This window comes from Eggerthia catenaformis OT 569 = DSM 20559, from assembly GCF_000340375.1.
GTDB lineage: Bacteria > Bacillota_I > Bacilli_A > Erysipelotrichales > Coprobacillaceae > Eggerthia > Eggerthia catenaformis.
Window position 1 is genome coordinate 442,936 of the sequence record NZ_KB446648.1, and the last position, 22,421, is coordinate 465,356.

At 40.4% G+C, this 22,421-nt stretch carries 11 protein-coding genes and 3 rRNA genes; 11 read left to right on the plus strand and 3 right to left on the minus strand.

Annotation, left to right across the window (positions count from 1 at the left end; all coding sequences use genetic code 11):
• Nucleotides 1-152: 152 nt before the first annotated feature.
• Together rpoB and rpoC are read left to right on the plus strand one after the other, a co-directional pair.
• On the plus strand, nt 153-3,830 hold the full coding sequence (gene rpoB, locus HMPREF9943_RS06990; RefSeq protein WP_004803401.1) for a DNA-directed RNA polymerase subunit beta: 3,678 nt from the start codon (nt 153-155) through the stop codon (nt 3,828-3,830).
• On the plus strand, nt 3,830-7,531 hold the full coding sequence (gene rpoC, locus HMPREF9943_RS06995) for a DNA-directed RNA polymerase subunit beta' (protein WP_004803403.1): 3,702 nt from the start codon (nt 3,830-3,832) through the stop codon (nt 7,529-7,531). The genes rpoB and rpoC overlap by 1 nt, the downstream gene beginning before the upstream one ends.
• A 32-nt stretch (nt 7,532-7,563) precedes the next feature.
• On the opposite strand, the gene HMPREF9943_RS07000 is transcribed toward rpoC, so the two are convergent.
• From HMPREF9943_RS07000 to HMPREF9943_RS07010, 3 genes are all read right to left on the minus strand, one after another.
• Complete coding sequence (locus tag HMPREF9943_RS07000) at nt 7,564-9,018, minus strand: sucrose-6-phosphate hydrolase (RefSeq protein WP_004803405.1); 1,455 nt, start codon at nt 9,016-9,018, stop codon at nt 7,564-7,566.
• An 85-nt stretch (nt 9,019-9,103) separates the two neighbouring features.
• Nucleotides 9,104-10,639 (minus strand): glycoside hydrolase family 32 protein, encoded by a 1,536-nt coding sequence (locus HMPREF9943_RS07005; RefSeq protein ID WP_004803419.1) that lies wholly within the window; start codon nt 10,637-10,639, stop codon nt 9,104-9,106.
• A 72-nt stretch (nt 10,640-10,711) separates the two neighbouring features.
• Nucleotides 10,712-11,533 (minus strand): Cof-type HAD-IIB family hydrolase, encoded by an 822-nt coding sequence (locus HMPREF9943_RS07010; protein WP_004803421.1) that lies wholly within the window; start codon nt 11,531-11,533, stop codon nt 10,712-10,714.
• 208 nt (nt 11,534-11,741) lie between these two features.
• Here HMPREF9943_RS07010 and rpsL point away from each other — a divergent pair, with 208 nt between their 5' ends.
• From rpsL to rrf, 9 genes are all read left to right on the plus strand, one after another.
• Nucleotides 11,742-12,155, plus strand: coding sequence for a 30S ribosomal protein S12 (gene rpsL, locus HMPREF9943_RS07015; protein ID WP_004803423.1), 414 nt, complete (start codon nt 11,742-11,744; stop codon nt 12,153-12,155).
• Between the two features lie 26 nt (nt 12,156-12,181).
• Nucleotides 12,182-12,652, plus strand: a complete 471-nt coding sequence (gene rpsG / locus HMPREF9943_RS07020) for a 30S ribosomal protein S7 (protein ID WP_004803425.1) — start codon at nt 12,182-12,184, stop codon at nt 12,650-12,652.
• A 27-nt stretch (nt 12,653-12,679) separates the two neighbouring features.
• On the plus strand, nt 12,680-14,755 hold the full coding sequence (gene fusA / locus HMPREF9943_RS07025; RefSeq protein ID WP_004803428.1) for an elongation factor G: 2,076 nt from the start codon (nt 12,680-12,682) through the stop codon (nt 14,753-14,755).
• A 91-nt stretch (nt 14,756-14,846) separates the two neighbouring features.
• Nucleotides 14,847-16,031 carry an elongation factor Tu gene (gene tuf / locus HMPREF9943_RS07030; protein ID WP_004803433.1) on the plus strand — a complete coding sequence of 395 codons (1,185 nt, stop codon included), beginning with the start codon at nt 14,847-14,849 and terminating at the stop codon, nt 16,029-16,031.
• A 63-nt stretch (nt 16,032-16,094) separates the two neighbouring features.
• Complete coding sequence (locus HMPREF9943_RS07035) at nt 16,095-16,901, plus strand: Cof-type HAD-IIB family hydrolase (protein WP_004803434.1); 807 nt, start codon at nt 16,095-16,097, stop codon at nt 16,899-16,901.
• A 62-nt stretch (nt 16,902-16,963) separates the two neighbouring features.
• Nucleotides 16,964-17,278 (plus strand): PTS lactose/cellobiose transporter subunit IIA, encoded by a 315-nt coding sequence (locus HMPREF9943_RS07040; protein ID WP_004803436.1) that lies wholly within the window; start codon nt 16,964-16,966, stop codon nt 17,276-17,278.
• Between the two features lie 223 nt (nt 17,279-17,501).
• Nucleotides 17,502-19,047, plus strand: a 16S ribosomal RNA gene (locus HMPREF9943_RS07045).
• Between the two features lie 276 nt (nt 19,048-19,323).
• Nucleotides 19,324-22,226 (plus strand): 23S ribosomal RNA (locus tag HMPREF9943_RS07050).
• Between the two features lie 56 nt (nt 22,227-22,282).
• A 5S ribosomal RNA gene (gene rrf, locus HMPREF9943_RS07055) occupies nt 22,283-22,392 on the plus strand.
• Together the 16S, 23S and 5S rRNA genes form the textbook arrangement of a ribosomal RNA operon.
• Nucleotides 22,393-22,421 lie beyond the last annotated feature (29 nt).

Genomic DNA, 22,421 nt, shown 5'->3' on the forward strand with positions numbered 1-22,421 from the left:
GCTAATGAGATAAAAAATTATTTTTTTATAAATAATTATTGACTTTAGAACTAGTGTATGCTAGCATTCTAAGATGCCTACTCATATGTAAAAGCAGCGTTTTTTAGCTACTTTTTATATAGATAGAGAATATAAAAGGAGTGAATCAGAACTTGGAAAAGAATGTACCACATTTAGAAAGTCGAATTCATCGACGTAATTATTCACGAATTACTGGATCATTAGATCTCCCAAATCTAGTAGAAATTCAGACTGATTCTTTTAAATGGTTCCAGGAAGAAGGAATCAAAGAGGTTTTTGAGGATATTTATCCTATTAAAAGTTTCAATGATACTCTTTCATTAGAGTTTGTTGATTGTCGTTTTGATGAACCGAAATATGATGCTGATGAATCAAAGGATAGAGATGCAATTTACGCTGCACCATTACGTGCTACTCTAAGATTGGTTAATAATCAGACCGGTGAAATTAAGGAAAATGAAGTCTTTATGGGAGACTTCCCTTTAATGACGGACTCTGGGACATTCGTTATTAATGGTGCTGAACGTGTAATTGTATCACAGTTAGTGCGTTCTCCAGGTGCATATTTTGCTGATGGAACTGATAAAATTGGTAAAACAGTATTTTCAGGACAGGTTATTCCTAGTAGAGGAACTTGGCTTGAGTTTGAAAATGATACTAAAAATGTATTAAATGTTCGTATTGATAGACAAAAGAAAATTCCGGGGACAATTTTATTAAGAGCTTTAGGACTTTCGAGCAATGAAGAAATCATTGATGTTTTCGGTGATCATGAATTCCTGAGAAATACTTTTGAAAAAGATACAACTGAAGATATGAATAGTGCCTTAACTGAGATTTACAATAAGTTAAGACCGGGAGAACCTGCTACTTTAGAAGGTGCAAATACTTTGCTTTATACACGTTTCTTTGATCCAAAGAGATATGATTTAGCAAAAGCAGGTCGTTTTAAGCTAAGCAAAAAATTAAGTCTGCTTGATCGTATTATGAATAGAGTATTAGCAGAGGATGTTATTGATATTGATGGCAATATTGTTATGAAAGAAGGGACATTAATATCTAAAGATAAAATTGATATTTTGCGTAAGGTATTTGAAGCCGGTGCTCATACAAGAGAGATTAAAATCAATTCTGCTATGGATTCTCATAGTATTATTCAGGTACTGGATGTTTATTTAGATGAGACAAAACAGAAGAAGATGAGAGTGATTGGTACAGATTTATCACTAACATGTAAGTATATTACTGTTTCTGATATGCTTGCTTCTTATTCATATATGCTTAATTTAGTAGATATTTTTGATTCTATTGATTTACAGGATGCTGACCGTGTTAATTTAATGAGTCGTGCCGGCTTATTAGATGATATTGATCATTTAGGGAATCGACGTGTACGTACTGTAGGTGAGCTTGTCCAGAATCAGTTTAGAATCGGTTTATCTAGAATGGAAAGAGTTGTTCGTGAGAGAATGTCACTTTCTGAAATTGAGAGTGTTACTCCTCAGTCTTTAACTAATATCAGACCATTAACAGCTGCTATTAAAGAATTCTTTTCAAGTTCTCAATTATCTCAGTTTATGGATCAGATTAATCCATTAGCTGAGCTTACAAATAAGAGACGTTTATCAGCCTTAGGACCAGGCGGATTATCAAGAGATCGTGCCGGTTATGAAGTACGAGATGTACATACTTCACACTATGGAAGAATTTGTCCGATTGAAACACCTGAAGGTCCTAACATTGGCTTGATTTCTACTTTAGCAAGTTATGCTAAGGTGAATAAATATGGTTTTATTGAAACACCATATAGAAAAGTGAATAATTGTATTATTGATGAAAATGATATTCGTTATTTAACTGCTGACGAAGAGAGAAATTATGTCATTGCACAGGCTAAGGTTGAATTAGATGAAAATAGAAAAATATTAGATAAACAGGTGATTTCTCGTCATTTAGGTGAAAACGTAATGGCTAAGCCGGAAGAAATAGATTTTATTGATATTTCTCCAAAACAGATTGTATCGGTTGCTTCATCATGTATTCCATTCTTAGAAAATGATGATGCAACACGTGCCTTGATGGGATGTAATATGCAAAGACAGGCTGTGCCTTTATTAAATCCTCATGCTCCTTATGTAGGAACCGGTATGGAATATCAGGCAGCTAGAGATTCCGGAGCTGCTGTCGTTTCTAAAGAAGCAGGGACTGTTAGTTATGTAGATGCTAAAAAAGTAACTGTCAGAAGTGATGAAACAGGACAGGAACGTTCTTATAGAATGCTTAAATTCACTATTTCTAATGCCGGTACTTGTATTAACCACAAGCCTATTGTTAAAGTGGGTGAACATGTATTAAAAGGTGATGTTTTAGCTGACGGTCCTTCAATGGAACAGGGAGAGCTTGCATTAGGACAGAATGTCTTGGTAGGATTTATGACATGGAACGGTTATAATTATGAAGATGCTGTTATAATGAGTGAACGTCTTGTTAAGGAAGACTTATATACTTCTATTCATATTGTAGAGTATGCGATTGAATGTCGTGAGACTAAGCTTGGTCCGGAAGAAATCACAAGAGATATTCCTAACGTCGGTGAAGAAGCTCGTTCTAACTTAAGTGCTGAAGGTATTATCCGTATTGGTGCTGAAGTAAAAGAAGGGGATATTCTTGTTGGTAAAGTAACTCCGAAAGGACAGGCTGAATTATCGGCAGAAGAAAAACTTTTATTAGCTATCTTTGGTGAAAAGTCCAGAGAAGTTAAAGATAACTCATTAAGAGTTCCACATGGCGGTGCCGGAATTGTTCATGATATTAAAGTTTTTGAACGTGAAAACGGTGATGAAATGCAGCCGGGTGTTAATCGTGTCATTAAGGTTTACATTATTCAGAAACGTAAGATTTCTGAAGGTGATAAGATGTCCGGAAGACATGGAAACAAAGGTGTTATTTCTAAAATTCTGGCAATTGAAGATATGCCTCATTTAGAGGATGGAACACCGTTAGATATTATGTTAAATCCATTAGGTGTACCATCACGTATGAATATTGGTCAGGTATTAGAATTACATTTAGGATATGCTGCCAGAGAATTAGGCGGACAGTATTTTGCTACTCCAGCTTTTGATGGTATCAGACCGGATGATTTAAGTGATATTATGAAAGAAGCCAATGTGCCTATGGATGGCAAACAACGTGTTATTTCAGGATTAACCGGTGAATATTTTGATAATCCTATCTGTGTTGGTGTTATGTATTTTATTAAGCTATGTCATATGGTTGATGATAAATTACATGCGAGAAGTGTTGGTCCTTATTCATTAGTTACTCAGCAGCCATTAGGCGGTAAAGCTCAAAATGGCGGTCAGAGATTTGGTGAAATGGAAGTTTGGGCACTTGAAGCTTATGGTGCTGCCTATACATTAAGAGAAATGTTAACAGTGAAATCTGATGATGTGGTTGGACGTGTAAAGACTTATGAAGCTATTGTTAAGGGACAGCAGTTGCCGGAGCCGGGGATTCCTGAATCATTCCGAGTACTGGTCAAAGAGTTACAGGCACTTGCTTTAGATGTTCGTTTATTAGATAACGATGGTGAAGAAGTACATATGAGTAATATTGAAGATGAAGAACGCCGTTTCCCTCGCAGTTTTGATAATGAGAAGAAACCGGAGGAAGGAAAGGAAGACTCTGCTGCTGAAGGCACTGAATCTGAAGAAACTTTTGAAGATAATTCTATGTTATATGACGAGGAAGGTATAACAGATGAAAATCTGGAAAATGAAGCATTTGCGGATGAGGAGGAAGAATAATGAGTACTAATTTTTCATCAATTCAGATTGGCTTAGCCTCTCCTGATAAGATTCGTGAATGGTCTCATGGGGAAGTTAGAAAGCCTGAGACAATTAACTATCGTTCTCAAAAACCTGAAAAAGACGGATTATTCTGTGAAAAAATTTTTGGTCCGATGAAGGATTGGGAATGCAGTTGTGGAAAGTATAAAAAAATTAGATACAAGGGTGTCGTTTGTGACCGATGCGGTGTTGAAGTGACAAGATCTTCTGTTCGTCGTGAAAGAATGGGTCATATTGAATTAGCTACACCTGTTGCCCATATTTGGTATTTAAAGGGTATTCCATCTCGTATGGGATTGATTCTTGATATGTCTGCTAAGCAGCTGGAAGAGATTATCTATTTTGTAAGCTATGTTGTTACTGATAAAGGAACAACACCTCTTGAATATAAGCAGGTATTATCTGAAAAAGATTATCGTGATTGCTATAATAAGTTTGGTAATCAGTTTGAAGCTAAAATTGGTGCTGAAGCGATTAAGGTATTACTTCAGAAAGTTGATCTTGATAGAGAATATGAAGAGATTAATAAAGAATTAAAAGAAGCACAGGGTCAAAAACGTGCAAAGCTTTTAAAGAGACTGGATGCGATTGAATCATTCAGAGCTTCTATGAATCAGCCGGAATGGATGATTATGGATGTTCTTCCGGTTATACCGCCTGATTTAAGACCAATGCTTCAGTTAGATGGCGGACGCTTTGCGACTAGTGATCTCAATGATTTATATAGACGTGTTATTACGAGAAATAATCGTTTAAAGAAATTATTGGAATTAGGAACTCCATCAATTATTGTACAGAATGAAAAGCGTATGCTTCAGGAAGCTGTAGATGCTTTAATTGATAATGGTAGAAGAAGCAAACCTATTACCGGTGCCGGCGGACGAGCATTAAAATCTCTTTCTCATACTCTTAAAGGTAAACAGGGACGTTTTAGACAGAACTTGCTTGGTAAGCGTGTTGATTATTCAGGACGTTCAGTTATTGCGGTTGGACCTGATTTAAAAATGTATCAGTGTGGTATTCCAAGAGAGATGGCGGTTAATTTATTTAAACCATTTATTATCTCCGGTCTTGTTAAACATGAATTAGCAACTAATATTAAAGCTGCTGAAAGAATGATTGATAAGATGGATGATAGAATATGGGCTGTTGTTGAAGAAGTTATTAAACAGCATCCGGTATTATTAAATCGTGCTCCTACATTACATAGATTAGGTATTCAGGCTTTTGAGCCTAAGCTTGTTGAAGGACGTGCTATTCGTTTACACCCATTAATGTGTCCGGCTTTTAATGCTGACTTTGATGGTGACCAGATGGCTGTTCATGTTCCCTTAGGTGAGGAAGCGATTGAAGAGGCCAGACAGTTAATGCTTGGTTCTAATAACATCTTAGGTCCTAAGGATGGTAAGCCTATTGTTACTCCATCTCAGGACATGGTTTTGGGTAATTATTATCTGACAACTGAAGTTGCCGGTAAAATTGGTGAAGGAACAGTTTTTGCTGATGTGAATGAAGTATTAATGGCTTATGATGCTAAGACTGTACATTTGCATACTAGAATTGCGATTAGAGGGGCTTCATTACATAATGAGACATTTACTGAAAAGCAGAATAATAGTTTTTTAATTACATCTGTTGGTAAGATTATCTTTAATTTGATTTTTGAAGGGGAATTCCCGTTTATTAATGATACCAGCAGAGATAATTTAACTGCTACTCCGGATCGATATTTTGTTCCTTATGGAACTGATATTAAGGCACATATTGCAGCTCAGGAACCATTATTGCCTTTTGGTAAAAAGACTCTTGAATCAATTATTAATGAAGCTTATAAGAAGTCTCATATGTCACAGGCACATATATCAACTATGCTTGATAAGATGAAGAATCAGGGATATCATTATTCAACGATTGCCGGTATTACCGTATCAGCAGCTGATATTCAGATTCCTAATGATAAATTTAAATTATTTGATGAAGCTGATACTAAGATTGAAGTTATCAGAAAGCTTTATTCTAAAGGTAAACTGACAGAATCAGAACGTTATAAAGCAGTTATTGATTTATGGGAACTGACTAAGAATAAAGTTACTGATGTTGTTAAGGTAGAGTTTGAATCTGATCGAAGCAATCCAATCTTTATTATGTCTGATTCAGGAGCCAGAGGTAATATTTCTAACTTCACGCAGTTGGTTGGTATGCGTGGACTGATGAGTAATCCTAAAGGTGAAACTATTGAATTACCAATTAAATCTGCTTTAAGAGAGGGCTTGACTGCATCAGAATTCTTTATCTCTACTCATGGAGCTCGTAAAGGTTCTACAGATACTGCTTTGAAAACAGCTGACTCCGGTTATCTGACAAGACGTTTAGTAGATGTTGCACAACAGGTTATTATTACTGAAGAAGATTGTGGAACAGATCGCGGTTTTATTGTTTCTGAATTAGTTAATACGGCTGATAATAATGTTATTGTACCATTATATGATAGACTTGTTGGACGCTATTCAGTAAAGGATATTATTCATCCGGAAACAGGTGAAGTTATTGTTCATGCTAATGAAATGATGGATGAATATTTGGCACAGGATGTTGTTGATGCCGGTATTAAAGATGTAGAAATCAGATCTATCTTTGGCTGTCGTGCTGAAGATGGTCTTTGCCAGAAATGCTATGGACGTAATTTAGCGACAGGGCAGGAAGTGTTAATTGGAGAGACAGTAGGTATTATGGCTGCTCAGTCAATTGGTGAGCCCGGTACTCAGCTGACTATGCGTACTTTCCATATGGGCGGTGTTGCCGGCGGAGAAGATATCACACAAGGTCTGCCTCGTATTCAGGAATTATTTGAAGCCCGCAATCCTAAATCAAGATCAGTAATTTCTGAAATTGATGGGACAGTTACAAGTATTACTTTAAATAAAGATGAAAGACCGGAAGTAACAATTACTAATGAACTTGAATCTAAGACTTATCTTGCTAAGAAGAATGATAAGTTGAGAGTAACAGCAGGTAAGGAAATTCATGTCGGGGATAAGATTACTGAAGGATCAATAGATCCTAAAGAACTTTTAGAAGTAGCTGACAGTCATGCTGTTGAAAACTATATTTTAAAAGAAGTACAGAAAGTTTATAGAATGCAAGGTATTGAAATCTCTGATAAGCATATTGCTATTATTATTTCTCAAATGCTTAAGCGTATGAGAATTATTGAAGGCGGAGATACACATGCACTTCCCGGTGAACATTTAACTGTTCAGCAATTTACAAAGCTTAATAAAGAAGTTCTTAAAGAGGGAAAACATCCGGCAGTGGCAAGACCAATTCTGCTAGGTATTACTAAGGCATCATTAGACACTGATTCATGGCTATCTGCAGCATCATTCCAGGAAACAACACGTATTCTTACGGATGCTTCTATCAAAGGAAAGGTGGATACGCTTAAGGGATTAAAGGAAAATGTTATTATCGGACATCTGCTTCCGGCAGGTACCGGATTAAGAGGACCTCTAAAATCCAAAGAAACTTTAGCTCATGAAAAAGAAATAGCTAGAAAAATGGAAGCTTTAGAAAAGTCTGAAGAAATGTCAGAAAACTATAATCCTGAAGATAGCTTCTTTAATGAACCGGAAGAATTTATTTCTGCAAATAAAGAATAAACTTAAAAAAGATATGCATTGTGCATATCTTTTTATAATATAAAATTATCTTGTACAGATTCTTTTAAAGGATATATAGTTAGTTTTACATGATGATCTGATACATAATTATGTTCTTCTTTAACTGGGAAAAGACGTGCTGTGAAAGTATATTTTCCATCATTAATAAATACTTCTAAAGAACATTTATCAATAAATATCTGCATATTTTTTAAGTCTTCCGCCAGTTTTATATTCAATATTTCAAATACTTGTTGGTTAAAGCGGAGTTTCATATGACTTTTATCAAAAGTCAAGGTATGAGTATCTGATTGATAATGAATTTTTAATCCATGACTGTTTTGATTTGTAAAGAGATTAAAATCAGTATCTTCTCCATCAAATAAAGCCTCTATTTCACAGGTATCAGGAAGATGCCCTTCAGTAGGAATAGGCTCTTTTCTTAATAGTTTCATTTCTTCCGGAGGCTGTTGATATAGATATCCATCCTTTAGAGATACGACCCTAGGGATAGTCATTGTGCCTTCCCATTCATCTTCAGCACTAGGATAATGATTGTCGGGAAGACCGATCCAGCTGATCATGATAGCATGGTCATTGCTATTGACGTTGGCAGCAAACTGAGCAGCATAGAAATCAAAACCGTAATCAAGATAATGATAAGGTCCTGATGGAGTAAAGGTCAGCGTCTCATAGTCCATTTGTCCGGTTAAATAAACATTATGATTTGTACTATTTCCTCTTTCAGGAAGTTTTGTATACTGTGGAGAGAAAATCAGAATATCCTGTCCATTAAGATTTTCAATGCAAGGACATTCCCACATGCCGCCAAAGTTTTCATAGCCGGGTACTTTTAATTCTCCGGAAAACTGCCATCCTGATAATAGATCTTTTGATTGATAAATTAAGACTGTTCCTCTTTTATCAAGTGTCATTGCACCAATAAATATATAATACATATCCTTTTGTTTATGATAAATGACTTTAGGATCACGTTGATGCTCTGCATAATCAGGTCTTGGTCCAAAGAGAGGTTCTTTTAGTTTATGTAGTTTTCCATTTTCATCCATTCTAGCAGCACAAGTATAAGGTGTCCTAATCCATTTTTCATCACGATGATTGCCTGTATAGAAGAGATAAAGATCATTTTTTAAAGCTATTCCGGATCCGGAATGACAGCCTTTATTATCAAATGTATCTCCTGGAGAAAGACCGATTCCTCTATTTGACCAATGAACAAGATCTTTAGAAGTAACATGATACCAATATTTTAAGCCATGGACAGCTCCCCATGGTGTCCACTGATAAAATAGATGCCATAAATTATTATGATAGACAAATCCATTAGGATCACTGGATAGACCGGTGACCGGCTGTACATGATAAGTCTGGCGGTAGATTGATTGAGCATTACGCTGATGAAGATCTTTAATTTCATCAGGACTTTTTAAGACACGATAGCGTTCTTCTTGTGTAAATTCTTTCATTATCTTTCACCTCTTTTCAATAAGTATAACCAATTTAAGTTATTTAAACAATAAAATTGAGTAAGTATGAAAAAAGTGGAATAATTTATTCCACTACAATATCATATTTAATCAATGAATCTAATGTTGTTGTTCCGTTATCTGCAAAAAAAGTAATACCTATATCCTTTTTTGGATCACCATAAATATTGCCGGTCATTGTATCAATACCATTATTGATGAAGACTTCAATAGAAGAAACATCAATAAAAATATGAAGATTAAGATAGTGACTATCATAAATGTCACATTTTCTAATAGCTGTTTCATCTTCTCTGCCAAAAATTTCATAACCGGAATTACTTCTGTCAAAGACAAGAACTTTTTCACTTCTATCATAATAAATATAGACGGCATGTTCTTTTGAATGCATGAGTTTAAAGCCTGTACGCATAGAAGATCCTAAGCCAATATCGGCAATAAGCTCTATCTTATTACCTTCAATATCTTTAAATGAAATAGAACCATTAGTTAAAGTAATATCTTTCACTTCTTTTTTATTTTTCCGATAGTTCATAATTTCTCTTACAGGTGACTGGTAGAGATGATTATTTTTATAATAGAGTTCTCTAGGAAGAGTATAGCTTCCAATCCATTGATCAGTTTCAGTAGGATAAGTACGATCCCACATTTCTTTCCAGGCAATGAGAATAATACGCCCGTCATCAGTTTTTAAAGTCTGAGGTGCATAGAAGTCAAAACCATGATCAATTTCATCGGTTTTATGAACAACAAAATTTCCTGTTTGTAAATTAAGATGACCTGCCGCATAAATACATGAATGCAGATTATTGAAACTATGCCCTGCTGAAGGATAATTCTGTGGTGAAGCTAATAAAATTTCCTGTCCATCTATTTCAAAATAATCCGGACATTCAAAGACTCCATTTAATTTGAAGAAAGCTTCTCTTATTTCTTTTTGCAGACGTAAAAGAGGTCCTATATAGCTCCAGTGCTTGAGATCATCTGATTTTAATAATATGAGATTACCATAACCGTGTACATAAGCATTACTTCCGGCAACATTGTTAATATTAATATCAGAGGAATGAGGCAGATCTTTAAAAGATTTAAACTTCAGCTTATCTTCCTCATCTAAAAGTCTTGTACCTGCAATACAGTAATACATATTGTCTTTTTTAAAAATTTTAGGGTCTCTGAAATCTCTTGGAGAAATCTCATCAGACAAATCTTCAGCAATCATAATAGGATTCATTTCATATTTAGTAAAATGAATGCCATCTTCTGAATAAGCTAAGCATTGACTTTGATGATTGATCTGGGCAGCTGTATAGATGATATAGAGAATGCCATCTGCTTCAATAGCAGTACCGCTACAACATCCACATTCTTTTTCGTATTCCTGATCTGGATATAAAGCAATAGGGAGAGTTTTCCATTTAATGAAATCGTCTGAGACAAAATGCCCCCAGTGCATAATACCCCATTTTGCAGCATGGGGATAATGCTGGAAAAACATATGTGCTTTTCCTTTATAAAAGATCATGCCATTGGGATCGTTTGACCACGCTGAAGGAACATTGGCATGATATGTCTGTCGATATTTTTTATTTATTTTCATATCAATTCACACCTCTTGTACTCAGGCATTATACATAGTAATGTTTCATTGCTCAACAATTATTTTTATAAATTAGATAAGGTTTAAAGACTCCATTGCTTTAGCAAGACCATCATTATCAATATCGTCAGTAATAAAATCAGCATATTGCTTAATATCGTCACTGCCATTCCCCATAACTACAGCAGTATTAACTGTTTTAAGCATTTCTTTATCGTTAGATGAGTCTCCAAAAGCAATTGTATCTTTAATATCCATATGCAGATAATTAATAAGTTCTTTAATACCGGTTCCTTTATTATATCCTTTAGAAACAAGTTCACCGGCATTGGCAGTATGATTGGTGTATCCTCCTGCCCATGTCATTTCAAGGGAAGGATCAAGTTCCTGATTAAATCTTTTTGCATCTTCTTCTGAATTAAGAGTAACATCTATTTTAAGAATATCTGATTCAGGATATTCTGCCAGTGATTTCATTCCTTTCTGATTAAAGAAATAAAGCGGATCTATATCCGGAAAACGATCAAGAAATGCTTTTTTAGAATTAGCGTAGTTATAAGCATTCTGATAGCCATATTGCCAGTCAATTATTTGATAGCCTCCATTCATCTCTTCAATAAGCTGAAGAGTTTTACTAACAATTAATTTATCAATAGTATGAAGAATAATAGGTTGCTTGTTTAAAATGATTCCCATCCCATTGGTAATAATAGCATTATCAATGCCTGCTGTGCTGACTTCTTTTGTCATACCGTAGCTTCTTCCGGTGCATAGGAAACACAAGTGACCATTCTTTTTTGCTTTAGAAATAGCATCAATGGCACTTAGTGGTATTTTATAGGTTCTATCTGAAATAAGAGTCCCATCAATATCAAAAAACAGTATTTTATTCATAAAAAATCCTCCTTTTTATTATTATAGTAAAAAACGGGTAATAGTGCATTAAAAAAGGATAAGTAAAAATAAATAAATTGTTTAAAAAAATATTGACTTTAAGAAAAGTTTCTTTTATTATAACTAAGGTGCTAATTAGTGAGCACTTATTTAAAACTATGAAATTTGAAACACCCGGAATTGTGTGTTAGAAAGAAAGGAGAAAATAATGCCTACAATTAATCAGTTAGTCAGAAAAGGACGTAGTGAAAAAGTAAGAAAAGGTAAGTCACCTGCTTTAAATAGAGGTTTTAACTCATTGGCTAAGAGACCTACTAAATTAAACTCACCTCAAAAACGTGGTGTATGTACTCGTGTAGCTACAATGACACCTAAGAAGCCAAACTCAGCATTACGTAAATATGCCCGTGTCAGATTATCTAACGGACTTGAAGTAACTGCTTATATTCCTGGTATCGGACACAACTTACAGGAACACTCAGTTGTTCTTATTCGTGGCGGACGTGTTAAAGATTTACCAGGTGTACGTTACCATATTATTCGTGGTACTATGGATTGTGCCGGAGTTAAAGATCGTAAGCAGGCTCGCTCTCGTTATGGAGCTAAGAAGCCTAAGAAATAAAAGATTTAAAGAAGGAGGATTAACCAATGTCTAGAAAAGGACGTATTGCAAAAAGAGATGTTTTACCTGATCCAATTTATAATAGCAAAACGATTACTAAATTAATCAATAATATTATGATAGATGGTAAAAAGGGTGTAGCACAAAACATCTTATATGATGCATTTAAATTAGTAGAAACAAAAACTGAAAAACCTTCTATGGAAGTATTTGATGCAGCAATCAACAACATTATGCCTGTACTTGAATTAAAGGTAAGACGTGTTGGTGGTGCTAACTATCAGGTGCCGGTAGAAGTTTCTCCAGAAAGAAGAATGACATTAGGCTTAAGATGGTTGACTCAGTATTCACGTTTAAGAAATGAAAAAACGATGGTTGAACGTCTTGCTAATGAAATTATTGATGCTTCTAACGGAACAGGTGCTTCTGTTAAGAAGAAAGAAGATACACATAAAATGGCTGAAGCTAATAAAGCTTTTGCACATTTCCGTTGGTAATATAAATTTTAACAAAGGAGAAAAACAATGGCTCGTGAATATCCATTAGAAAAAACTCGTAATATTGGAATCATGGCTCATATTGATGCCGGTAAGACAACAACAACTGAGCGTGTTCTTTATTACACCGGTCGTATTCATAAGATTGGTGAAACACATGATGGTGGTTCACAGATGGACTGGATGGAGCAGGAAAAGGAACGTGGTATCACTATCACTTCTGCTGCTACTACAGCACATTGGAATGGATACAGACTTAATATTATTGATACTCCAGGTCACGTAGATTTTACTGTTGAAGTAGAAAGATCGTTACGTGTACTTGATGGAGCTGTAACGGTTCTAGATTCTAAAGCTGGTGTTGAGCCTCAGACTGAAACTGTATGGAGACAGGCAACAACTTATAAAGTTCCTAGAATTGTATTCTCTAATAAGATGGATGCTACCGGTGCTGATTTTATCATGTCACTGGAATCTATTAATAAGAGATTAGGTGCTAATGCTGTAGCTTTACAGCTGCCAATTGGTGCTGAAGATACTTTTGAGGGGATCATTGATTTACTAACAATGAAGGCAATGTACTTTGAAGGTAAAGACGGCGAGGAAGTCGTTGAAAGAGATATTCCTGAAGATTTGTTAGCACAGGCTCAGGAATATAGAGAAAAATTAGTAGAGACTGCTGCTGATTTTGATGATGATCTTATGATGAAAGTATTAGAGGGTGAAGAACCTTCTATTGAAGAAATTAAAGCAGCTATTCGTAAAGGGACATTAGCAGTTGAATTATTCCCTGTATTATGTGGATCTGCATATAAGGATAAGGGTGTACAGCCTATGCTGGATGCTGTTATTGATTATTTACCTGCACCAACTGATATTGCTGCTATTGATGGTACGGATGAAGATGGAAATGATGTTGTTCGTCATGCAAGTGATGAAGAACCTTTCTCTGCATTAGCTTTCAAAGTTATGACAGATCCTTTTGTTGGTAAGCTGACTTTCTTCCGTGTTTATTCAGGTGTTGCTGAATCAGGAAGCTATGTATTAAATTCTACTAAAGATAAGAAAGAACGTTTAGGACGTATCTTATTAATGCATGCCAATACACGTAAAGAAATTGATTCTGTTTATGCAGGAGATATTGCTGCTGCTGTTGGTTTCAAGAATACAACAACCGGTGATACTTTATGTGATGAAGATCACTTTGTTATCTTAGAAAATATGGAATTTCCGGAACCGGTTATTGAATTGGCTATTGAACCAAAAACAAAGGCAGATCAGGATAAGCTTGGTACAGCTTTAGCTAAGCTTGCTGAAGAGGATCCAACTTTTAGAACTTCTACAAATCAGGAAACTGGTGATACTATTATTGCCGGTATGGGTGAATTACATTTAGATGTCATTGTTGATAGATTAAAGAGAGAATTTAAAGTAGAAGCTAATGTTGGAGCACCACAGGTTGCATACAGAGAAACTATTACTCAGTCTGCTGAAGTTGAGGGTAAGTATATTCGTCAGTCAGGTGGTCGTGGTCAGTATGGTCATGTATGGATCAAATTTGAACCTAATGAAGGCAAAGGATTTGAATTCGTGGATGCTATCGTTGGCGGAACTGTACCAAGAGAATATATTGGTGCTGTTGCTGCAGGTCTTGAAGATGCTCTTCAGAATGGTATTATTGCCGGATTCCCGGTATTAGATGTTAAAGCAACTCTATTTGATGGTTCTTATCATGATGTGGATTCATCTGAACAGGCATATAAGATTGCTGCTTCTATGGCGTTGAAGAATGCCGCCAAGAAGTGTGCTCCGGTCATTTTAGAGCCGATTATGAAAGTAGAAGTTATTGCTCCAAGCGAATACTTAGGTAGCGTTATGGGGGATGTTTCTTCTCGTCGTGGTATGATTGATGGTCAGGAAGAAAGAGGTAATGCAATTGTTGTTGCAGCTTCTGTACCGCTTTCTGAAATGTTTGGTTATGCTACTGATTTACGTTCATTTACTCAGGGACGTGGAAACTATACAATGCAGTTTGATAGATATGAACCGGTTCCTAAGTCAATTAGAGAAGAAATTATAAAAAAAGCAGGGGCTAGCGAATAATTCGATTTAAAGAATTATGTTGCTTTTTCCTAATAAATCATTTATTATATGTTGTGTAAATTAAGGAAAAATTATAGGAGGAAACCTTAAAATGGCAAAAGAACATTTTAATCGTGAGAAAACTCACGTAAACGTTGGTACTATTGGTCACGTTGACCATGGTAAAACTACATTAACAGCTGCAATCACTAAATATCTTTCTAGCAAAGGTATGGCAAAATTTGAAGATTACAGCCAGATTGATGCCGCTCCAGAAGAAAAGGAAAGAGGTATCACTATTAATACTGCACACGTTGAGTATGAGACTGAACACCGTCACTATGCACATGTTGACTGTCCAGGCCATGCTGACTATATCAAAAATATGATTACTGGTGCAGCACAGATGGATGGTTCTATCTTAGTAGTTGCTGCTACTGATGGACCTATGCCACAGACAAGAGAACATATCTTATTATCTCGTCAGGTTGGTGTACCTTATATCATCGTATTCTTAAATAAATGTGATATGGTTGACGACGAAGAATTAATCGATTTAGTTGAAATGGAAGTTCGTGAATTATTAAATGAATATGAATTCCCTGGAGATGATACTCCGGTAATTCGTGGATCAGCTTTAAAAGCATTAGAAGGTGATCCGGAATGGTCAGCTCCAATTCAGGAATTATTAGATACTATGGATAGTTATATTCCAGATCCAGTTCGTGATACTGATAAGCCATTCTTAATGCCGGTTGAAGACGTGTTCACTATTACAGGTCGTGGTACTGTTGCTACTGGTAGAGTAGAACGTGGTCAGTTAAATTTAAATGATCCAGTTGAAATTGTTGGTATCCATGAAACTCAGACTAGTGTAGCTACTGGTATCGAAATGTTTAGAAAACAGTTAGACTTTGCAATGGCTGGTGATAATGCCGGTGTTCTTTTAAGAGGTATTAACCGTGATCAGATTGAAAGAGGTCAGGTTTTATCTAAACCAGGTTCAGTTCAGCCACATATGAAATTCAAATCTCAGGTTTATGTATTAAGCAAAGACGAAGGTGGACGTCATACTCCATTCTTTGCTAACTACAGACCACAGTTCTATTTCAGAACTACTGACATCACTGGTGTTATTGAATTACCAGAAGGTGTTGAAATGGTTATGCCGGGCGATAATGTTGAATTAGATGTAGAATTAATTCACCCAATCGCTATTGAAAACGGTACAAGATTCTCTATCCGTGAAGGCGGACGTACTGTTGGTGCCGGTAACGTTACTGAAATTATTGAATAGAGTAATGGAAGGTATCTTTGATACCTTCTTTTTTTATGCTATAATAGGCCACGAGGTATAGTTATGAGTAAAAAACTGTTTTTTGATATTGACGGCACTTTAATAGATATGAAGCTGGGTATTCGTTCCATTACTGAAGCATCAATGAAATCTTTAAATGAATTAAAAGAATTGGGACATGATGTTTTTTTAGCAACAGGAAGATGTCGCTGCTTTATAGTTGATGGTGTATCATTTTATCCGTTTAACGGTTATGTTACATGTAATGGAGCTTATGTAGAATATAATGGTAAATGTCTCTATAAACAAGTGATTCCCGGGAGAGCTATTGATGAAACCATCAGAATCTCTAAGGATAAAAACTGGAATTTTTATTTTGAAAGTAACAATCATATTTATATTAGGGATAAGAATGATTTAAATCATATTCAATTTGCTAAAAACTGGGGAATGAAGCCTGAAGTGACTGTTGATTGTTTTGATCCTTATCAGATTGAAGCATATATTGGTATGATAGTCCTTAATGATAAGAAAGAAACAGTTGAGATGGTACAAGCCTTATCTCCATATTTTGATATTCAGAGACACCAGTCTGATTATTCGTTTGATTTAACGCTAAGAGGTGTGTCAAAGGCTAATGGAATTAGAAAACTCGTTGAAACATTGAATGGCTCTATGGAGGATACAATTGCTTTTGGTGACGGTAGAAATGATATTGAAATGCTTGAAGAGGTTAATTTAGGTGTGGCTATGGGGAATGCTGTAAAAGAGGCAAAATCAGTAGCTGATTATATCACTGATTCAATAGATCGTGAGGGTATTACTCGTGCTTTAATGAATTTTGGACTTATTGATAAACGACAATTATAATATTGAAATAAATTAATCAAAATGGTATTATGATTATATAAAGATAAAAGGAGATTTAAAAAATGGATGAACAGGAACAAGTAATTATTAACTTGATTGTTAATGCAGGAAGTGCAAGAAGTTCAGCAATTGAAGCTATTCAGTATGCTAAAGCCGGTGAGTTGGGAAAAGCAGATGAATCATTAAATACAGCTAAGGAAGCAGTTAATGAAGCACATCATGCACAGACTGAAATGATTCAGGCAGAAATCAGAGGAGAAAAGGCTCCGCTTAACTTATTAATGGTTCATGCACAGGACCATTTAATGTGCGGTTTAGTTGTTATTGATTTAGCGCAGGAATTTATTGATGTTTATAAGAAATTGTATGAAAAATAAGCACTTAAATATGAAAGCTTCATAGATATTTATGAAGCTTTTTTATTTGATAGATATTTTTCACATTTTTTCAAAAAAGTACTTGCCAAGAGAGGGAATACCTGATAATATAAACAGGCAGTCCGCGAGGCGGGCTGGAGACGGAACACTGAAAACTGAGTAGAAACGCGTCAGAAAGAAAAGAGATAAAGAAGAGAGCCGAGAGAGGCTTTTCATCAAAAAAGAGATGGAGAGTTTGATCCTGGCTCAGGATGAACGCTGGCGGCGTGCCTAATACATGCAAGTCGAACGGGCTGCCATAAGGCAGCCAGTGGCGAACGGGTGAGGAGCACATGGGGAACCTGCCCGTCAGAGGGGGACAACAGCTGGAAACGGCTGCTAAGACCGCATAGGCTCAAGGAGGGCATCCTCGTTGAGTTAAAGTGTCCTTTCGGGGACAGCTGACGGATGGACCTGTGGCGCATTAGCCAGTTGGCGGGGTAAAGGCCCACCAAGGCGACGATGCGTAGCCGGCCTGAGAGGGCGGACGGCCACACTGGGACTGAGACACGGCCCAGACTCCTGCGGGAGGCAGCAGTAGGGAATTTTCGGCAATGGGGGGAACCCTGACCGAGCAACGCCGCGTGAGTGAGGAAGGCCTTCGGGCTGTAAAGCTCTGTTGCAGAGGAAGAACGGGAGAGCGAGGAAATGCGCTTTTCGTGACGGTACTCTGCGAGAAAGCCACGGCTAACTACGTGCCAGCAGCCGCGGTAATACGTAGGTGGCAAGCGTTATCCGGAATCATTGGGCGTAAAGAGGGAGCAGGCGGACGCGAAGGTCCGTAGTAAAAGCCCGAAGCTAAACTTCGGGCGGCTATGGAAACCGCGCGCCTGGAGTGCGGAAGAGGATCGCGGAATTCCATGTGTAGCGGTGAAATGCGTAGATATATGGAGGAACACCGGTGGCGAAGGCGGCGGTCTGGTCCGGCACTGACGCTCATTCCCGAAAGCGTGGGGAGCAAATAGGATTAGATACCCTAGTAGTCCACGCTGTAAACGATCGATACCAGGTGTCGGGAGTCACATCCCGGTGCCGAAGCCAACGCATTAAGTATCGCGCCTGAGTAGTACGTCCGCAAGGATGAAACTCAAAGGAATTGACGGGGGCCCGCACAAGCGGTGGAGCATGTGGTTTAATTCGAAGCAACGCGAAGAACCTTACCAGGCCTTGACATCGATCCGATCGCGCGGAGACGCGCGAGACCTTGCCGAAAGGGAAGGAGGAGAAGACAGGTGGTGCATGGTTGTCGTCAGCTCGTGTCGTGAGATGTTGGGTTAAGTCCCGCAACGAGCGCAACCCCTGCCGCCAGTTGCCAGCATTCAGGATGGGGACTCTGGCGGGACTGCCCCTGTAAGGGGGAGGAAGGCGGGGATGACGTCAAATCATCATGCCCCTTATGGCCTGGGCTACACACGTGCTACAATGGACGGAGCAGAGGGAGGCGAAGCCGCGAGGCGGAGCGGAGCCCAGAAACCCGTTCACAGTTCGGACTGCAGCCTGCAACTCGGCTGCACGAAGCTGGAATCGCTAGTAATCGCAGATCAGCATGCTGCGGTGAATACGTTCCCGGGCCTTGTACACACCGCCCGTCACACCATGAGAGTCGGCAACGCCCGAAGCCGGCGGCCCAACCCCGCAAGGGGAGGGAGCTGTCGAAGGCGGGGCTGATGATTGGGGTGAAGTCGTAACAAGGTATCCCTACGGGAACGTGGGGATGGATCACCTCCTTTCTAGGGAGAAGAGAGCGTTTCTACTTGGTTATGAGTGTTCAGACACTCAAGGGAGGGTCCCTGAAAACCGGATAACATATTTCAAGCAAGAAGGAAGGCTGATCGGAAGATCAGACTTTCTGCGAAACACATAACAGAGAATTCAGAGAAGAGATCAGAGATGATAGAAGAGAGTCTGAAATCTGTTGTGGGCAAAAAGCTAAGAAACGAGAAAAGCAAGAGAAACAGCAAGAAAAAAAGCAGAGAACTCAAGCTCATAGAAGAAAGACAAGAGAAGGTCAGGAAAGAAAGGGCGTATGGCGGATGCCATAGGCGCGCGAAGGCGAAGAAGGACGCAGCAAGCGGCGAAATGCGCCGGGGAGCCGCAGGCAGGCAAAGATCCGGCGATATCCGAATGGGGGAACCCGCTCCTCTAAGAGGGGAGCACCGCGGGGCGAACGAAAGGGGCCCCGCAGGAGCGAGACGCAGGGAAGTGAAACATCTGAGTACCTGTAGGAAGAGAAATCAAAAGAGAATCCGTAAGTAGCGGCGAGCGAAAGCGGACGAGCCCAAACCGCAGAGATGCGGGGTAGAAGGAGCTGCGAAGAGCGGAATTGAAGGCGTCAGGGGAATGGGCAGGGAAGCCCATCCGGAGAGGGTGAGAGACCCGTACCCGAAGGCGCAAGCGAGGAAGCGAGCAGAGATCCTGAGTACGGCGGGACACGAGGAATCCTGCCGGAAGCATCGGGGACCATCCCGAAAGGCTAAACACTAGCGCGCGACCGATAGCGAACGAGTACCGTGAGGGAAAGGTGAAAAGAACCCCGGGAGGGGAGTGAAAGAGAACCTGAAACCATATGCCTGCAAGAAGTCAGAGCCCCGCAAGAGGGTGATGGCGTGCCTTTTGTAGAATGAGCCGGCGAGTTGCCGTGCGCGGCGAGGTTAAGCAGAAGATGCGGAGCCGGAGCGAAAGCGAGTCCGAAGAGGGCGGAAGTCGCGCGGGGCAGACCCGAAACCGGGTGAGCTAGCCATGGGCAGGTTGAAGTCGGGGTAAGACCCGATGGAGGACCGAACCGACCCCCGTTGAAACGTTGGCGGATGACCTGTGGCTAGGGGTGAAATTCCAAACGAACCCGGAGATAGCTGGTTCTCCCCGAAATAGCTTTAGGGCTAGCGTCGCGCGGTGGCTGGGGAAGGTAGAGCACTGAATATGCGATGGCCGCATCCCGCGGTACTGAGCATAATCAAACTCCGAATGTTCCCAGAGGAGAAGCGCGGCAGTCAGTCTGCGGGTGATAAGGTCCGTAGACGAGAGGGAAACAGCCCGGACCAGCAGCTAAGGTCCCAAAGTGCATGCTAAGTGGAAAAGGAAGTGGAGATGTGCAGACAGCTAGGAGGTTGGCTCAGAAGCAGCCATCCTTGAAAGAGTGCGTAACAGCTCACTAGTCGAATGACTCCGCGCCGATAATTTACCGGGGCTAAGCATGACACCGAAGCTCTGGGCAGGAGACTGCGGTAGGGGAGCGTTCCATGCAGCGGCGAAGGCAGACCGGAAGGGCGGCTGGAGCGCATGGAAGAGAGAATGCCGGCGTGAGTAGCGAAATGTGGGTAAGAATCCCACACACCGATTGCCCAAGGATTCCAGGGGAAGGTTCGTCCACCCTGGGAGAGTCGGGACCTAAGGTGAGGCCGAGAGGCGCAGCCGATGGAAGACGGGTGGAGATTCCCGTACCCGTATGGCGGTGAAGGAGTGACGGAGAAGCAAGGCGGTGCCGGCGGACGGAAGAGCCGGTGTAAGCGAGAGACCCGGAGACCAGGGAAAACCGGTTTCTGATAAGGGGAAGGCGTGACGCATACGGAAAGCTGAGGCAAGTACGGAAAGCCGAGGAGCATCTTCCAGGAAAAGCTTCTAGCAATAACGACATACGGCCCGTACCGAAAATGGACACACATGGGCAGGGAGAGAATCCCGAGGTGAGCGAGAGAACTGCAGCCAAGGAACTCTGCAAAATGACCCCGTAACTTAGGGAGAAGGGGTGCTCGCTGAGAGGCGAGCCGCAGAAAAATGGCCCAAGCGACTGTTTACCAAAAACACAGCTCTCTGCGAAGGCGCAAGCCGAAGTATAGGGGGTGACGCCTGCCCGGTGCTGGAAGGTTAAGGGGAGGAGTGAGCGAAAGCGAAGCTCCGAGCCGAAGCCCCAGTAAACGGCGGCCGTAACTATAACGGTCCTAAGGTAGCGAAATTCCTTGTCAGGTAAGTTCTGACCCGCACGAAAGGCGTAACGATTTGGGCGCTGTCTCGGCTGCAGACTCGGTGAAGTCTTAGTGCCTGTGAAGATGCAGGCTGCCCGCGACTAGACGGAAAGACCCCATGGAGCTTCACTGCAGGTTGGCATTGGACCTGGGTGCGTGATGTACAGGATAGGCGGGAGGCAGAGAACCCGGCGCGCAAGCGCAGGGGGAGCCGACGTTGGGATACCGCCCTTGGCGCATCTAGGCTCTAACCGGACGCCGGAGACGGGCGACGGGACAGTGCCAGCCGGGCAGTTTGACTGGGGCGGTCGCCTCCTAAAGAGTAACGGAGGCGCCCAAAGATACCCTCAGCATGGATGGAAACCATGCAGCGAGTGCAAAGGCATAAGGGTGTCTGACTGCGAGACAGACAGGTCGAGCAGGGACGAAAGTCGGGCTTAGTGATCCGGCGGTGCCGAATGGAAGGGCCGTCGCTCAACGGATAAAAGCTACCCTGGGGATAACAGGCTGATCTCCCCCAAGAGTTCACATCGACGGGGAGGTTTGGCACCTCGATGTCGGCTCATCGCATCCTGGAGCTGAAGTCGGTTCCAAGGGTTGGGCTGTTCGCCCATTAAAGCGGTACGCGAGCTGGGTTCAGAACGTCGTGAGACAGTTCGGTCCCTATCTGTCGTGGGCGCAGGAGGTCTGAGGAGAGCTGTCCCCAGTACGAGAGGACCGGGGCGGACGGACCGATGGTGGACCAGTTGTCGCGCCAGCGGCACAGCTGGGTAGCCAAGTCCGGAAGGGATAAGCGCTGAAGGCATCTAAGTGCGAAGCCCCCTCCGAGATGAGACCTCCCACCGAAAGGGTAAGGCCCCTTGAAGACGACGAGGTGGATAGACCGGGAGTGCAAGCACGGTGACGTGCTGAGCGGACCGGCACTAATAGGCCGAGGACCTGACCGGAGAGAGAGTCAGAGAGCGAGAAGTATGGAATCCGGTTTTGAGGGACCGTCGAGAGATCCGGTGGTGAAGGCGTGATGGACACACCCGTTGCCCATACCGAACACGGAAGTTAAGCATCACAGCGGCGAAGATAGTCCGAGAGGGCGAAAGGAGCACGCTGCCGGGCAGAGAGAGGGCATCCCCCTCTTTTTTTGT

What these genes read in the sequence shown, in the direction of transcription:
- rpoC (WP_004803403.1), top strand. Translation starts at nt 3,830, where the DNA reads ATGAGTACTAATTTTTCATCAATTCAGATTGGCTTAGCCTCTCCTGAT.
- HMPREF9943_RS07035 (WP_004803434.1), top strand. Translation starts at nt 16,095, where the DNA reads ATGAGTAAAAAACTGTTTTTTGATATTGACGGCACTTTAATAGATATG.
- fusA (WP_004803428.1), top strand. Translation starts at nt 12,680, where the DNA reads ATGGCTCGTGAATATCCATTAGAAAAAACTCGTAATATTGGAATCATG.
- HMPREF9943_RS07000 (WP_004803405.1), bottom strand. Translation starts at nt 9,018, where the DNA reads ATGAAAGAATTTACACAAGAAGAACGCTATCGTGTCTTAAAAAGTCCT.
- HMPREF9943_RS07005 (WP_004803419.1), bottom strand. Translation starts at nt 10,639, where the DNA reads ATGAAAATAAATAAAAAATATCGACAGACATATCATGCCAATGTTCCT.
- HMPREF9943_RS07040 (WP_004803436.1), top strand. Translation starts at nt 16,964, where the DNA reads ATGGATGAACAGGAACAAGTAATTATTAACTTGATTGTTAATGCAGGA.
- tuf (WP_004803433.1), top strand. Translation starts at nt 14,847, where the DNA reads ATGGCAAAAGAACATTTTAATCGTGAGAAAACTCACGTAAACGTTGGT.
- rpsG (WP_004803425.1), top strand. Translation starts at nt 12,182, where the DNA reads ATGTCTAGAAAAGGACGTATTGCAAAAAGAGATGTTTTACCTGATCCA.
- rpsL (WP_004803423.1), top strand. Translation starts at nt 11,742, where the DNA reads ATGCCTACAATTAATCAGTTAGTCAGAAAAGGACGTAGTGAAAAAGTA.
- HMPREF9943_RS07010 (WP_004803421.1), bottom strand. Translation starts at nt 11,533, where the DNA reads ATGAATAAAATACTGTTTTTTGATATTGATGGGACTCTTATTTCAGAT.